Source organism: Hafnia alvei (genome assembly GCF_034424155.1).
Taxonomy (GTDB): domain Bacteria; phylum Pseudomonadota; class Gammaproteobacteria; order Enterobacterales; family Enterobacteriaceae; genus Hafnia; species Hafnia alvei.
The window spans coordinates 2725429-2739335 of record NZ_CP139992.1; the positions used below are offsets into that span (position 1 = coordinate 2725429).

Here is a 13907-nt window from a genome sequence, read left to right on the forward strand (position 1 = left end):
ACTTGAGGAGAAACTGTGGCTCAAAGCGAACTTATTTTGCCGTTTTTTCTCTCTCAGGCTTTCGATGTTGAAATGAAATACCCCCTCCCAACCACCCCCTTGTCAGGGGGAGGAGCATATCGAGATTTCATGCGACTCCAGCGGCTCTCCTTGAGGAAGAACGCATCGAGCTTTGATGCAACTCCGTTCGGTTCCCTCCCCTGTCAGGGGGAGGGTTAGGGTGGGGGCTGCCCTAAAACAACTTCTCCAAATCCGTGGTATAGGCCTTCACCGCCTGCGCACCCGCATTTTTAATCTGCCCTATCACCTGCACCAGTTTGCTGGCGTAGTTCGGGTCAGTGGCGTAGCCCGCTTTCTGTAAAGCGTGCGCAGCCTGCTCTGGCGTATTGGCATTGGCGACGTTGGCATAGCGTGGATTATTGGTAATCAGTTGAACGTAATCGCTGATCGCTTCCAGATAAGAACCATAAACACGGAACTTGGCCTTCACTTTGTGTGCCGCTCCGTTTTCATATTCCGTGGTGGCGATCTCCGTGGTTGGGCCGTCCCAGCTTTTCCCTGCTTTGATACCAAACAGGTTGTAGCTGCGCGAGCCATCCGGCGTAGGAATTTCACGCTGTCCCCAACCGGATTCCAGCGCAGCCTGTGCCACAATCAGCTGATGCGGAATCCCGCTTTGCTGGCTAGCGACCCGTGCCGCACCGCTTAACTGGGTGACAAATTCCCCGTTGTTGGTGGGCATCGGTGAGCCATGCTGCGGAATACGCGGCATCGCTCGACGCATCACCTGTTCAAGCGCCCGAACCGGCATACTTTGGATAGTCTCGCCATCCAGCGCCATTGGGGTACTTCCCACGCTGTCTGGAATAGACGTTTTACTACCGGAAAGCTGCTGAACCAGCATATCGGCAATGCCTAAACTGCCCGACATCTCCTGCGCAATCTGCTGGTCATACATCGACGTATACAGCTTAGTTTGTTCGGTGCTTAGCTCCCCATCCTGAGGCAAGGCCGCACGCATGCTTTTCAGCATCATTTGTACGAACATCCCTTCCATCTGCTTGGCGGTTTCACGAATCGCTTGTTCCGATCCCGCTGCCGTATGGCGTTTGAGCTGGTTTAGCGCCTGCGCGTCATACGCCGCACTTCCTAGAGAGAAGCTATCATTCATCAGATAATTTCCAATTTGGCACGTAAACAACCGGCGCTTTGCATGGCTTGCAAAATGGACATCAGATCGTTAGGAGTTGCGCCCAGCGCGTTCAATGTGCGCACTACGCTGTTTAGGTTGGCGCTAGAGCGAACCTGCTGTAGCGAGCCCTGCCCCTGCTGAACCGAAATCTGCGTATTTGGCGTTACCACCGTTTGCCCACCGCCAAACGGCGTATTGGGCTGGCTGACGGTGTTTTGACGATCCACCACTACCGATAAATTCCCCTGCGCAACGGCACAGGAATCCAGCTCAACGTTACGGTTCATCACCACTGAGCCGGTACGCGAGTTAACGATAACCTTGGCGTCAAAGCTGCCGACAGACACTTCAATGTTCTGAATATTCGCCAGCACCCGCACCTGATTACTATTGCCCTGCGGCACCAAAACCTGCACGGTACGAGCATCTAGCGGCGTGGCCGAACCCATTCCACCAAAACGGTTAATTGAATCGCTGATCCGTTGTGCCAAGCTGAAGTCTTCATCATTAAGCTGAAGGTTAATGACATTGCTGTTACCAAAGGTGCTGGCAATTTCACGTTCAATGGTGGCACCGCCGGTGATACGCCCGCCCGCTAACTGATTCACCTGAACGCTGCTGCCACCCGCCGAGGCTCCGGCTCCGCCCACTAACACGTTGCCTTGTGCAAGTGCATAAACCTGATTATCAACCCCTTTCATCGGCGTCATCAGCAACGTACCGCCACGCAGGCTTTTCGCGTTACCCATCGACGACACTACGACGTCAATGTTTTGCCCTGCCCGCGAAAACGCGGGCAGCTTGGCGGTTACCATCACCGCAGCCACGTTTTTAAGCTGCATGTTGGTTCCCGCCGGCACGGTAATCCCCAGCTGTGACAACATGTTGTTCAGGCTTTGGGTGGTAAACGGAGTTTGCATGGTTTGGTCGCCCGAACCATCTAACCCAACGACCAACCCATAGCCGATAAGGGCGTTATCACGTACGCCCTGAACGGTCGTGAGATCACGAATTCGCTCGGCGCTCGCGCTTTGTGTTACCAAACCAAGACACACGACCAATCCAACTAATAGCGTTTTTGTCCGGTATGCTGCACGCATAGAGCCATATTTCAGTAAGCTCATCTTTATAAAACCATTCCTTATCAACATAGGGTCAGACCTTATTAATACGGTGAAAGGTTGAGGAAGAATCGCTGCAACCAACCCATGTTTTGCGCTTCGTTGATATACCCGCTGCCAACATATTCGATGCGCGCATCAGCCACCTGCGTGGAAACCACGGTGTTGCTGCCGCTGATGGTGCGAGGATTCACGACGCCGGAGAAACGAATAAATTCGGTTCCTTGGTTAATCGCAATTTGTTTTTCGCCCACCACTTTCAGGTTGCCATTGGCTAAAACTTCGGCCACGGTCACGGTAATAGTGCCGTTAAAGGTGTTGTTCGCGTTGGCTCCGCCCTTACCGCCAAACTGGTTGTCACCCGACATATTCATATCGGCACGCGCGTTGCCAAACAGCCCTTCCAGATAGCGCGGCGTGGTCGCCACTTCGAAGCTGGATTTGCCGTTACGGCTGGCGTTCGCCGAAGAGCTTTTGCTGGCGCTGACGTTTTCTTGCAGCGCGATGGTGAGCGTATCGCCAACGTTGCGTGGGCGGCGATCCTCAAACAGCGGCTGGTAGCCGTAGTTCATCGGCTGCACGCTTTGGAAGATAGAACCATTGGCAATGGGGGGTGCCGCCGGTGCCGGTGAGGCCGTGGTGGTTCCCTTCACGATTTGATCGTGAGGAATGTAGGCACAGCCGGAAAGCAGTAAAGCCGCACTCAGTGCGGCACTTATAATAAGTTTGCTTGAAACCCCCTCCCAGCCTCCCCCTTTGCAGGGGAAGGAGCCGATCGCGTTCCTACCGTCCCCAGACATTAGGGGTAAGGCGGGGTTATAGCGTACGTCTGACGTCTCAATAAACATGCGGCTATCAGTCCTTAGAGCTGCGTTAAGCGCTGCAGCATCTGGTCAGACGTTGTCACGGCTTTACTGTTGATCTCATAGGCGCGCTGAGTTTGGATCATGTTAACCAGCTCTTCAGCCACATTAACGTTAGAGGTTTCAACATAGCCTTGATACAACATGCCAGCGCCATTCAGGCCAGGCGTGCTTTCGGTCGGTGCGCCAGAGCTTTCTGTTTCTTGGTACAGATTCTCACCCACGCTTTCCAAACCCGCATCGTTAATAAAGGTGGTTAGCGTCAGCTGTCCAACCTGCGTGGTCGCGGTTTGACCTTGCTGATTCACGCTCACAATACCGTCACGGCCGATGGTCAGCTTGGTGGCGTTGGCAGGGATGGTGATCGCAGGAACCACTTGGAAACCACTTGAGGTTACCAACTGACCATTTTGGTCAACCTGAAATGAACCATCACGGGTATAGGCCAGCGTGCCGTCCGGTTGCTGTACTTGGAAGAAGCCTTGGCCTTTGATTGCAACGTCGCGGCTGTTGTCGGTTTGCGACAGGTTGCCTTGGCTATGCAGACGCTCGGTAGCAACAGGACGCACACCGGTACCAATCTGTAAGCCCGAAGGCAGCGTGGTTTGCTCGGAAGATTGTGCTCCCGGCTGGCGCAGCGTCTGGTACATCAGATCTTCAAATACCGCACGTTGGCGTTTAAAGCCGTTGGTGCTGACGTTTGCCAAGTTATTGGCGATAACGTCCATGTTAGTTTGCTGGGCTTCAAGCCCGGTTTTTGCGATGTACAGTGAACGGATCATTCAAACACTCCTACAGTTATTCCAATCGCGCAGCGGCTATTAACTCAATGACAACAGCTGGTTGGCTTTTTGTTCGTTGTCATCCACGCTGCGAATGACCTTCATCTGCATTTCAAAACGACGGGCGTTGGCGATCATATCGACCATCGTATCCACCGGTTTAACGTTGCTTCCTTCCAACACGCCGGGCATCAGACGAACCTCAGGATCGAGCGTCAGCGTGGCACCCCGTTGCTGCTGTGCCTCAGCCGTGAGATGAAACAGGCCATCGTCACCGTGCTGAACTTCCTGCGCCGTGGCTTTCACCAGCTTCAAGCGTCCAACCTGAGTCGTGGTGTTTGGCTGGTCGCCCGCGCCGAGCGCGGTGATGGTGCCGTCTGCCGCGATAGTGACTTCAGCGCGATCGGGAATCGCGATTGGGCCGTTATCGCCAATCACCAAATTGCCCTGCGAGGTCAACTGCCCCGCGGTGTTGATCTGCAAATTACCGTTACGGGTATAAGCTTCCGTACCGTCGGCATTACGCACCGCCAGCCAGCCATCCTGCTGCAAAGCCACGTCCAGAGGGCGTTCGGTATAGTCCAGCTTGCCCATACTCATGTCGTGCATCGGCGTTGACGCCGCGACCAGTGTGCGGGTTTCAATGCTATCGCCTTCTACCGGCACGGCGCGTAGCGCTGCCAACTGTGCACGAAAGCCGGGGGTGCTGGCGTTCGCCATGTTATTGGCGGTTATTGACTGCTGTTCGAGGGTTTGGCTTGCGGCCCCCATCGCGGTATAAATCGCGTGATCCATAGCATCTGCCTGTTACCTCTGAGCGCAGCGAGTTTCCTCTGCGCCCAGAAGATGTGGGTAAGTGATAATTAACGCAGGTTAACCAGCGTTTGCAGGATCTGATCCTGCGTTTTGATGGTCTGCGCGTTGGACTGGTAGTTACGCTGGGCAACAATCATGTTGACCAGTTCTTTACTCAGATCGACGTTAGACGCTTCCACTGCGCCGCTGGTTAATGCACCCAAGCCGCTTGCGCCCGGCACCCCCACAATCGCCTGACCTGACGTCCCGCTCTCTTTCCACATGTTGTTGCCCTCAGACTGCAAGCCTTCTGGGTTGGCAAAGTTGGCCATCACAATCTGGGCAAGAAGCTGAGTTTGCTGGTTGGAGTAGGTGCCGGTGATAGTGCCATCATCGTTAATCTGATAGCCGGTCATCTCACCTGCGGCATAGCCGTCTTGGTTTTTAGCCGTCACGCCGTCTTTACCGGTGTTTTGCTGCATGGAACCGGTAAAGGTCAGGTTGAAGTCTTGCGCAGGCGCACCGTTGTTCGCCGCCATCTTCAGCGCTAAAGGCGTGCCAGAATTTTGCAGCGTACCGTTTTGGTCAAACACAAGTTGCCCCGCGTTCTGCGGTGCTGAGCCCGCGGCAGCAGCGCTGTCCACGCTATATACCGTCCACGGCGTCGTCGTTTTACCCGTTGTCGCTGGTGGTACTGGGGCTGCGGTAACCGGATCACCCTTCACAAAATAGAGATTCATATTGTGGGAGTTGCCCAGCGAATCGTAGGTGGTGATAGAAGTGGCGTAGGTATAGGACTCAACGTCGTCCACTTTGAACGGGGTATTCTTCGGTGCTTCATGCGCCGAGTTCAGGTTCATGCTCATGTTGCCTGAGGTACTGGCCTTGGCCGGCATCATGCCGGTTGGGATCTGAATCGCTGAAGGTTGCGCACCCTGCTGAATGGTTGGCGGTGAACCCGCGGCCGGATAGCCGGTCAGGAACACGCCCTGAGCGTTGGTCAGGAAGTTGTCCTGATTTTTGGTGAACTGTCCATTACGCGAGTAATACACGCCACCGTTGGCATCTTGCATACGGAAGAAGCCGTTGCCGCTGATCGCCACATCCAAACCACGGTTGGTGGTGGTGGTGATACCGTCGGTAAAGTCCTGCTGTACGCTGGCGACTTTTACGCCTAGACCCACTTTTGAGCCTGCGAACATATCGGCAAAAGTTACCGAGCCAGATTTAAACCCTACGGTTTGCGAGTTAGCGATGTTGTTGCCAATAACGTCGAGGTTACTGGCGGCGGCGTTTAAGCCGCTGACTGCTTGGTTGAATCCCATGTGAGGTCCTGTATCTGAAGGTCAAAATAAGCGATTAGATAAATCCGTCAGTGCTACAAAATCTGGCGCACGTCATCAAGCGAAGCAGTGCCCGCCATACCGAGTTCCAGCAAAGCACCATTGCCGTTTTTGGTCACGCCGTTAACCATGCCAAAGTGCAGCGGCTGAACCACCATCGGCTGGCCTTGATTGGTTGCGCTAACGCTGAAGGTGTAAGCACCGTTTGGCACATTGGTGCCGTCGGTTTGCGTACCATCCCAGGTATAGCTGTGAACGCCCGCGGTTTGGGTGCCCAAATCAATTTGTTTAACCACCACGCCGTTGGCATCGCTGATGCTAACCACAACGCTTTGCGCACCACTTTCCAGCTCAAACCCAAACGGAGTGGTGCTGGTGGTGGTATCGCCTTCGTTTTTACCAGCCAAAATATTTTTGCCTGGGATCATCACGCCATGACCAATTAGGCTACTGGCCTGTAAAGACTGGTTGCTATTGATCTGGCCAGAGATAGAACCCAGCGTGGTATTGAGTTTTTCAATGCCGCTCACGGTGTTGATCTGCGCCAGCTGGCTGGTCAGCTCATTGTTTTGTAGCGGATTGGTTGGGTCCTGATTCTTTAACTGCGCAACCAGAAGCGTCAGGAAGCTGTTGCTTAAGTCCTGACTGTTTTGGCTGGTTAGCCCGTTACTGCTGTTGGTTTTGTTGGTTGCGCTAGAAATATCAACCGGATCATTAAGCGAGACAGAAACTGCCATAGCGCCTCCTGTTATTGGCCAAGCGTTAATGTTTTCATCATTAACGATTTGGTGGTGTTGAGGACTTCGACGTTTGCCTGATAGCTGCGTGAGGCGGCGATGGAGTTCACCATTTCCCCAACAACGTCAACGTTAGGCATCCGCACATACCCTTTGGCATCGGCTAACGGATTACCCGGTTGGTACACCAAACGCTCTGGCGACGGATCGTCCACCAGCTGCGAGACTTTCACTCCGCCGGTTTCCTGCCCTGGCGCAGCCTGAACTTCAAATACCACCTGCTTGGCGCGGTATGGCTCGCCGTCAGGTCCGGTTACGCTGTCGGCGTTGGCCATGTTGCTGGCCGCCACGTTCATACGCTGCGACTGAGCCGCTAGCGCCGAACCGGAAATATTAAAAATGTTGAGCATCGACATGGTCGTTATCCTTGTTGCAACACAGACATCATGCTTTTGATCTGCCCGCTGATAACGGTGAGATCGGTTTGGTAACGCAGACTGTTATCAGCGAACTCTGTACGTTCACGATCCATATCTACGGTATTGCCATCCAGCGAAGGCTGATCGGGCACGCGGTAAAGCATGTCCAGTTCAGGCGGCTGGAAATTCTGAGCTGGGATATGACGGCTGGAAGTCGTGGTAAGAGAGACACCACTGCCGTTCACTCGGCCTTGTTCAATGGCTCGCGTGAGCTGTGATGAAAAATCAATATCTCTGGCTTGAAAGCCAGGGGTATCAGCATTGGCGATATTGGCAGCCAGGATTTCCTGACGCTGTGCGCGTAGGTTTAAAGCTTCTTGCTGAAAACGTAACGCAGCATCCAGTTTATCGAGCATACCTTCTCCGCTAAGTGGTTTAGGACGTGCTGCCGCCGCATACAACGGGCCAGCAGATCGTCAAGAATGACAATTTGGAGTGGATAGCATAGACGCGGGTGAATACAGACGATGGGAGGAATAAGCGCATAATGCGGCGCTATTTGTGGCCTTTATTTTGCGGTGAAGACGTTAGACTAAGGAACTTAAGTTATCCCAATGCCGTCATAATCGCCTGCGGAGGCCATATGCGTTTTGGCTCATTAAAACCGCTGTTCATCCTGAATGCTGCCCTATTAGGGGGGGGATTCTTGCCAGCCGCTCAGGCGGCATCAGCGCTTGAAGAAGGGTTACACCAATTTTTTAGCCAGCAATACAGCGCTGTGAATCAGCAGGTAAACGTCAATATTCGATCTCCTCAGTCACAATGGCCGAAGTGTGAAATGCCACAGTTTTCCATGCCCTCTTCTGCACGTCGCTGGGGAACCGTGAGCGTGCTTGCCCAATGTCCGCAGGATAAACGCTATTTGCAGGTTGAAGTTCAAGTGACGGGGGAATACCCCGTTGCTCAATCTCCGTTGACGCGCGGGCAGCATATCAGCCCAGCGGATTTTAAAATGACGCAGGGACGTTTGGATAAGCTTCCGGCGGGCAGCATTATGGAAATAAGCCAGCTCGACAGCGCGGTATTAACGCGTGATTTAGCCGCAGGCCAAACGGTCACCGCATCAATGATCCGCCGTTCATGGATAATCAAAGCGGGACAGTCGGTGCAGATTTTGGCTCAGGGAGACGGCTTCAACGTCACCAGCGAAGGGAAAGCACTCAACAATGCGGCTATCGCCGACAGCGTTCGGGTTCGGCTAGCATCAGGGCAAATTATCACCGGTAAGGCCACCGAGCAGGGCTCAATAACGCTGTTAATGTAATCATTTCAGGCTTCGACGGCGTTTTTTAGCGTTTTTTGAAAAAAAAATGCAATAAATCGAGCGAAAAAAGCAATTATGACTAAAGTTATTGGCTGCCGGGCCGATGGTACAAACAGAGAAAAACACGTTGTCGCTGTGTTTAATGACAGAACAGGCTAGCGCCAACTAACCAGTGAGATAATGACAATGAGCATAGATCGCACCCATTCGCTGAGCGGTGTAAGCCCGATTCAGCCAAGAGAAGCATCCGAAATTCAGCAACAGAAACGCAAAGAGGCAGCCAGCCAACCTGCGGTTGACGGCGCACAGGTTAAATTAAGCGATGCGCAGTCACGCTTGATGCAGCCTAACGGCCAAGATATCAACGTTGAACGCGTTGAAGCGTTGAAGCTGGCTATCCGCAACGGCGAGTTGAGCATGGATACCGGAAAAATTGCCGACGCGCTGTTGCAGGACACCCACGATTTACTGAAATCAAACGACTGACAGGTAGTCATTTATGCCCGGAACGTTAGACGTGCTGCAACACATGTTGGACACCCTGAAAACGCTTGAAGTTGAGCTTGAAAACGAACAGTCACTATTGTGTGCCGGTCGTGTAGACGCAGTGCGTTTACAGGCCGCCACGTTAGAAAAAGAGAATCTGCTCGCCACGCTTCGCCATCAGGAACAGCATCGTCATAATACCGGCGATCAAGCCCCCTATTCAGAAGATGCCGAACTTTCCACGCTGTGGCAAAACATCATGGATCTCACCAAGAGATTACACGATATGAACCAGCACAACGGCATGCTGCTTAACCAACACCTCACTCGCAATCAAGGCGCACTGGATACGCTGAAAAGCCGTCATGGCCAGTCGCTGTATGGCCCTGATGGACAAGCGCAAAGCGGGATGATTACGGGTAGAAAGTTGAGTATTTAGTTCTTACTTTCAGAAATACCCCCTCCCAGCCTCCCCCCCTTCGCAGGGGGAGGAGCAGATTAAGATATTCTTATATCTCGAAGATAGCATTTGTACTTCCCCACCTACGGCATAGATAACCTTCCTTTTTTAAAAGAAAAGCAGATCGAGGTTCCTAGATATCTACACGGTTTGATTCCCTCCCCCATTAAAGGGAGGGATGAGTATTAGCGCTCGTCAATGTTTAAAAAGGTGAGATGGTTCGCCTCAGCGATAATTCACAATCACCTGCTGACTCACCACACGCACCGGTGGGTAAATCACGCCTTTGCCCGGGATTTGTAGCGTCATCGTCAGCGGAGATGCGGCGGATTCGCCTTGTAGCGCAGAGCTTTGTCCATTGGCACTGTCCAGCCAAAAGCAACGTAGCGGAGAGCAAAGCTGTACTGCTAATCCTGCTGGCGCAGGATTGAGCAGTTGATAACGCCAAACCACATCTTGAATCGTGGCTCCAGCAGGAATTCCCACCGAAGGACTTAACGAACGTGACGTGACGCTTACGCCCTTATGGCTGAGCGTTGCACCAGTGCTATCCGCCGACCAACTACCGCCCGCGGCGCTGGCACAACCGGATGAGATCATCAAAAGAGCGAGTGAGATTACGCGTTTCATTATGCTGAACCAATGGTTGACGTCATTCGTATCTGGCGGTTGTCGCTGATTTCCATATTTGACAATACCACCAACTGAGGCAACGAACGGTGCAAGAAACGCGCGAGCAGTGGGCGCAGCGCGTGGTTGACCAGCAATACCGGCGGTGCGCCGAGCAATTCCTGACGCTGCAATGCCTGTTGCGCCTGCTCTAATAAGCGATCGGCCAAACCGGGTTCTAAACCACCACCGCCTTGTAATGCCTGTAATAACAAGCGCTCAAGCGGCGTGTCCAAACCAATGACTTGAATCTCGCCTTCGCCTGGGAACCACTGTTGAGTAATCGCACGGCCTAGCGCCACGCGGATCACCGACGTCAACTCATAAGGATCGCTTTGCGTTGGCGCATGTTCAGACAGCGTTTCAATGATCGTACGCATATCGCGGATTGAGACTTTTTCCGCCAGTAGATTTTGCAGAACTTTGTGCAACGTCGTGAGGGTGACGGTGCCCGGGATCAGATCGTCGGTCAGCTTAGGCATTTCCTGCGTAACGCGCTCTAACAGCTGCTGGGCTTCTTGGCGACCAAACAGTTCGCTGGCATGATTTCCAACCAAGTGGTTGAGGTGCGTTGCCACTACCGTGCTGGCTTCGACCACGGTGAAGCCTTGAATCTGCGCTTGTTCACGCAGGGCGTTATCAATCCAAATAGCAGGCAGACCGAACGCCGGATCGACCGTGGCTTCGCCTTCTAAGGTGCCCGCCGCGCTGCCCGGATTAATCGCCAACCAGCGGCCCGGATGTGCCTCACCGCGTCCCGCTTCAATCCCTTTGAGCAGAATACGATAGCCTGACGGACTGAGCTCCAGATTGTCACGGATATGTACCACCGGCGGTAAAAAGCCCATGGTTTGTGCAAACTTCTTACGAATGCTGCGGATACGCCCGAGCAATTCGCCGTTTTGTTGGAAATCGACCATTGGGATCAGGCGATAGCCCACCTCCAGACCCAGCGGATCTTCAAGCTGGACATCTTCCCACGTGGCTTCGACTACCGGTGGCGCTTCAGGGATGGCTTGCTCTGCCTGCGAAGGTGCCGCGCGCCCTTCTCGCTTGCTGATCCAATAGGCAATACCCAGTAATGCTGCGGTAAATAGCAGGAACACCAGATTTGGCATCCCCGGAACAAGGCCCAATAGCCCGAGCACCGAAGCACTTAAAATCATGACGCGTGGATTGCTAAACAGCTGGTTCACCATCTGCTCGCCAACGTCTTGATCGGTACTGACGCGCGTCACGATCACACCCGCCGCGGTGGAGATAACCAGCGCAGGGATCTGCGCAACCAGCCCGTCACCGATGGTCAGCAAGGTGTAGGTTTCCGCCGCTTGCCCAACGGGCATACCGTGCTGAATAACCCCCACCAGCAGTCCGCCAACCACGTTGAGCGCCATGATCATCAGCCCCGCAACCGCATCACCGCGCACGAATTTACTCGCACCGTCCATGGAACCGTAGAAGTCGGCTTCCTGCGTCACTTCGGAGCGGCGTTTTTTCGCCTCATCTTCACCAATCAAACCGGCGTTAAGATCGGCGTCAATCGCCATCTGTTTGCCCGGCATACCGTCTAAAACAAAGCGAGCCCCAACTTCAGCAATACGCCCCGCACCCTTGGTGATAACCATGAAGTTTATCAGCACCAAAATGATGAAGACCACGATGCCGATGGCAAAGTTACCGCCTACCAAGAAGTGACCAAACGCTTCGATAACCCGACCCGCTGCGGCACCACCGGTATGCCCATCCAGCAAGATAACGCGCGTGGATGCCACGTTCAGCGAGAGTCGCAGTAAGGTGGAGAACAGCAGGATGGTGGGGAACGCCGCAAACTCCAGCGTGCGCTGGGTAAACATCGCCACCAGCAGCACCATAATCGACAGCGCAATGTTGAAGGTAAACAATAAATCTAGAATGAATGGCGGCAGCGGTAGCACCATCATGGAAAGGATCATCAGGATCAGGATTGGGCCAGCCAGCACCTTCCACTGGGCTCCATTCATTCCCTGTATGCGTAATAACGCAGCCAAATTACTCATCGGTGGTCTTCTCTCCGGCAAAATCCAGTGCTTCCGGCACTGGCAAGTTTTGTGGTTTCTTCGGTGCTAAACCGCCCTCTTTCTGCCAACGTTTTAGCTGGTAGACCCACGCTAAAACTTCGGCAACCGCGGCGTAAAGCGTGGCGGGAATATGGTGTCCAATCTCGCTGTGTTTATAGAGCGCACGGGCGAGCGGCGGTGCTTCTAGCTGAGGGATTCGATGCTGATTCCCCAGCTCTTTGATACGTAGCGCGATTTCTCCGGCCCCTTTCGCTAACACTTTTGGAGCGCTCATTTTGTTTTCCTGATACTGCAAGGCCACCGCATAGTGTGTCGGGTTGGTCACAATCACATCGGCCTTAGGTACATCGCTCATCATGCGGCGACGCGCGGCAGCACGTTGTTGCTGGCGAATGCGTCCCTTCACATGGGGATCGCCCTCTTGTTCTTTAAATTCGTCTTTGATTTCCTGCTTGGTCATTTTGAGTTTGTTGATGTTGCTCCAGATCTGGTAGAAGACGTCGAACGCCACCATCGGCACCAGCCCTAATACAATCAACAACCCGCACATCCCAATCAGATGCAGCGCATCACCCATCGCGTCGAGTGGCGACTCTGCAATTAAGGCCAGCATTTGTCCCCAGTAATGCCAGATAAACCACCCGGCAACCCAGCTAACCAGAACCACCTTCAGCACGCCTTTCAACAACTCCGCTAGTGCCTGGCTGGAAAACAAGCGCTTTAATCCCGACAGCAGACTCATCTTGCTTAAATCAAACTTGATCGAACCCGGATTAAAGAAAAAACCGCCGATCAGCATCGGCGCGGCCCAGCCGACCATCATCAACCCCAACAGCACGGGCATGAGCGCCGCCACGGCCTGCTGCAATAAGTTGCCAAGCTGGCGCAACATCTGTTTGTCATTGCTTATTAATAGCTGGTCGAACTGTAAGCCCTGCGAAATCATCGCCGAAAGCTGGCGCGCCAAATGCTCTCCGCCGATCAATAGAATAGAAATACCCGCCGCCAGCATCAGCATCGAGGTGAGCTCACGTGAACGCGGTACTTGCCCCTTCTCACGTGCTTTTTCAAGTTTGTGGGATGTGGGGTCTTCTGTTTTTTCTAGATCGCTATCTTCTGACACCGCGCAATCCCAAGGCTTTTGCTAAAGATGAAAATTAGTCAGTGCATAGGATGACAGATGAGAAAAAAAGCCATGGCGAGAATAAAGGGGAGAAATTTAGGTTTATTGCGGGATCGTTTGAGGTTGATCCTCCCCTTGCTTGGGGAGGAGGTAAAACAACGAGAGACACAGTGCTAGAGGTTAGCAATCAACCACTTTGGTTAAATCGCTCTTCTCGGCATCCGCGCTATCTTGAGCGAAGAAATCCAAATTGAAATAGGTGTCTTCGGTCAGCAGCTCGACTTTGTGCCAGTATTGCGGCGGTGAAACGCCAAATTGGCCTGCATTGATAGTGACTTCAATTTCTGGCGTCTGCGCCTGTTCGTTGGCAAAACCATAATATTTGACCGCGCCCTGCATCACAGAAAGTCGGCCATACACCCCGGCTTTGGTGTTGTGGTGGCTTAGCAGCGCCGCAGGTACGGTCTGGCGATTGAAGAACGGTGTGCTACGAGTAACATGATAGTTTGCTGGGATCTTGAACATAGTCTTCACCT

The 13907-nt window shown here is 53.3% G+C and carries 16 protein-coding genes; 3 read left to right on the top strand and 13 right to left on the bottom strand.

Features of this window, described 5'->3' with window-relative positions; genetic code table 11:
* Positions 1–232 precede the first annotated feature (232 nt).
* The 9 genes from flgJ to flgB form a co-directional block, all read right to left on the bottom strand.
* Positions 233–1171 (bottom strand): flagellar assembly peptidoglycan hydrolase FlgJ, encoded by a 939-nt coding sequence (flgJ, locus tag U0008_RS12865; protein WP_043493771.1) that lies wholly within the window; start codon positions 1169–1171, stop codon positions 233–235.
* Positions 1171–2292, bottom strand: coding sequence for a flagellar basal body P-ring protein FlgI (locus U0008_RS12870; protein ID WP_043493876.1), 1122 nt, complete (start codon positions 2290–2292; stop codon positions 1171–1173). Before U0008_RS12870 ends, flgJ begins: the two co-directional genes overlap by 1 nt.
* A gap of 65 nt (positions 2293–2357) precedes the next feature.
* Positions 2358–3161 carry a flagellar basal body L-ring protein FlgH gene (gene flgH / locus U0008_RS12875; protein ID WP_025802286.1) on the bottom strand — a complete coding sequence of 268 codons (804 nt, stop codon included), beginning with the start codon at positions 3159–3161 and terminating at the stop codon, positions 2358–2360.
* Between the two features lie 14 nt (positions 3162–3175).
* Positions 3176–3958, bottom strand: coding sequence for a flagellar basal-body rod protein FlgG (flgG, locus tag U0008_RS12880; RefSeq protein ID WP_004092136.1), 783 nt, complete (start codon positions 3956–3958; stop codon positions 3176–3178).
* 39 nt (positions 3959–3997) lie between these two features.
* On the bottom strand, positions 3998–4753 hold the full coding sequence (locus U0008_RS12885) for a flagellar basal body rod protein FlgF (RefSeq protein WP_025802288.1): 756 nt from the start codon (positions 4751–4753) through the stop codon (positions 3998–4000).
* Between the two features lie 68 nt (positions 4754–4821).
* Complete coding sequence (gene flgE / locus U0008_RS12890; RefSeq protein ID WP_025802290.1) at positions 4822–6078, bottom strand: flagellar hook protein FlgE; 1257 nt, start codon at positions 6076–6078, stop codon at positions 4822–4824.
* Positions 6079–6131: 53 nt separating this feature from the next.
* Positions 6132–6833: a flagellar hook assembly protein FlgD gene (flgD, locus tag U0008_RS12895; RefSeq protein WP_025802292.1), complete on the bottom strand. Its 702-nt coding sequence runs from the start codon at positions 6831–6833 to the stop codon at positions 6132–6134.
* Positions 6834–6844: 11 nt separating this feature from the next.
* Positions 6845–7249, bottom strand: coding sequence for a flagellar basal body rod protein FlgC (gene flgC / locus U0008_RS12900; RefSeq protein ID WP_025802294.1), 405 nt, complete (start codon positions 7247–7249; stop codon positions 6845–6847).
* Positions 7250–7254: 5 nt separating this feature from the next.
* Positions 7255–7668 (bottom strand): flagellar basal body rod protein FlgB, encoded by a 414-nt coding sequence (gene flgB / locus U0008_RS12905; RefSeq protein WP_025802296.1) that lies wholly within the window; start codon positions 7666–7668, stop codon positions 7255–7257.
* Positions 7669–7895: 227 nt separating this feature from the next.
* Here flgB and flgA point away from each other — a divergent pair, with 227 nt between their 5' ends.
* From flgA to U0008_RS12920, 3 genes are all read left to right on the top strand, one after another.
* Positions 7896–8576 (top strand): flagellar basal body P-ring formation chaperone FlgA, encoded by a 681-nt coding sequence (gene flgA, locus U0008_RS12910; RefSeq protein ID WP_043493775.1) that lies wholly within the window; start codon positions 7896–7898, stop codon positions 8574–8576.
* Positions 8577–8762: 186 nt separating this feature from the next.
* Positions 8763–9062 (top strand): flagellar biosynthesis anti-sigma factor FlgM, encoded by a 300-nt coding sequence (gene flgM / locus U0008_RS12915; protein WP_025802300.1) that lies wholly within the window; start codon positions 8763–8765, stop codon positions 9060–9062.
* A 13-nt stretch (positions 9063–9075) separates the two neighbouring features.
* Complete coding sequence (locus tag U0008_RS12920; RefSeq protein WP_025802302.1) at positions 9076–9501, top strand: flagella synthesis protein FlgN; 426 nt, start codon at positions 9076–9078, stop codon at positions 9499–9501.
* 246 nt (positions 9502–9747) lie between these two features.
* On the opposite strand, the gene U0008_RS12925 is transcribed toward U0008_RS12920, so the two are convergent.
* From U0008_RS12925 to U0008_RS12940, 4 genes are all read right to left on the bottom strand, one after another.
* Positions 9748–10152, bottom strand: a complete 405-nt coding sequence (locus U0008_RS12925) for a flagellar protein FlhE (protein ID WP_043493777.1) — start codon at positions 10150–10152, stop codon at positions 9748–9750.
* A complete protein-coding gene (gene flhA, locus U0008_RS12930; RefSeq protein ID WP_043493780.1) occupies positions 10152–12227 on the bottom strand; it encodes a flagellar biosynthesis protein FlhA in 2076 nt (691 codons plus the stop codon). Before flhA ends, U0008_RS12925 begins: the two co-directional genes overlap by 1 nt.
* Positions 12220–13371 carry a flagellar biosynthesis protein FlhB gene (gene flhB / locus U0008_RS12935; RefSeq protein WP_043493782.1) on the bottom strand — a complete coding sequence of 384 codons (1152 nt, stop codon included), beginning with the start codon at positions 13369–13371 and terminating at the stop codon, positions 12220–12222. Before flhB ends, flhA begins: the two co-directional genes overlap by 8 nt.
* A 180-nt stretch (positions 13372–13551) precedes the next feature.
* Complete coding sequence (locus tag U0008_RS12940; protein ID WP_040044580.1) at positions 13552–13896, bottom strand: TehB family protein; 345 nt, start codon at positions 13894–13896, stop codon at positions 13552–13554.
* Positions 13897–13907 lie beyond the last annotated feature (11 nt).

What these genes read in the sequence shown, in the direction of transcription:
- flgJ (WP_043493771.1), bottom strand. Translation starts at nt 1,171, where the DNA reads ATGAATGATAGCTTCTCTCTAGGAAGTGCGGCGTATGACGCGCAGGCG.
- U0008_RS12870 (WP_043493876.1), bottom strand. Translation starts at nt 2,292, where the DNA reads ATGCGTGCAGCATACCGGACAAAAACGCTATTAGTTGGATTGGTCGTG.
- flgH (WP_025802286.1), bottom strand. Translation starts at nt 3,161, where the DNA reads ATGTTTATTGAGACGTCAGACGTACGCTATAACCCCGCCTTACCCCTA.
- flgG (WP_004092136.1), bottom strand. Translation starts at nt 3,958, where the DNA reads ATGATCCGTTCACTGTACATCGCAAAAACCGGGCTTGAAGCCCAGCAA.
- U0008_RS12885 (WP_025802288.1), bottom strand. Translation starts at nt 4,753, where the DNA reads ATGGATCACGCGATTTATACCGCGATGGGGGCCGCAAGCCAAACCCTC.
- flgE (WP_025802290.1), bottom strand. Translation starts at nt 6,078, where the DNA reads ATGGGATTCAACCAAGCAGTCAGCGGCTTAAACGCCGCCGCCAGTAAC.
- flgD (WP_025802292.1), bottom strand. Translation starts at nt 6,833, where the DNA reads ATGGCAGTTTCTGTCTCGCTTAATGATCCGGTTGATATTTCTAGCGCA.
- flgC (WP_025802294.1), bottom strand. Translation starts at nt 7,249, where the DNA reads ATGTCGATGCTCAACATTTTTAATATTTCCGGTTCGGCGCTAGCGGCT.
- flgB (WP_025802296.1), bottom strand. Translation starts at nt 7,668, where the DNA reads ATGCTCGATAAACTGGATGCTGCGTTACGTTTTCAGCAAGAAGCTTTA.
- flgA (WP_043493775.1), top strand. Translation starts at nt 7,896, where the DNA reads ATGCGTTTTGGCTCATTAAAACCGCTGTTCATCCTGAATGCTGCCCTA.
- flgM (WP_025802300.1), top strand. Translation starts at nt 8,763, where the DNA reads ATGAGCATAGATCGCACCCATTCGCTGAGCGGTGTAAGCCCGATTCAG.
- U0008_RS12920 (WP_025802302.1), top strand. Translation starts at nt 9,076, where the DNA reads ATGCCCGGAACGTTAGACGTGCTGCAACACATGTTGGACACCCTGAAA.
- U0008_RS12925 (WP_043493777.1), bottom strand. Translation starts at nt 10,152, where the DNA reads ATGAAACGCGTAATCTCACTCGCTCTTTTGATGATCTCATCCGGTTGT.
- flhA (WP_043493780.1), bottom strand. Translation starts at nt 12,227, where the DNA reads ATGAGTAATTTGGCTGCGTTATTACGCATACAGGGAATGAATGGAGCC.
- U0008_RS12940 (WP_040044580.1), bottom strand. Translation starts at nt 13,896, where the DNA reads ATGTTCAAGATCCCAGCAAACTATCATGTTACTCGTAGCACACCGTTC.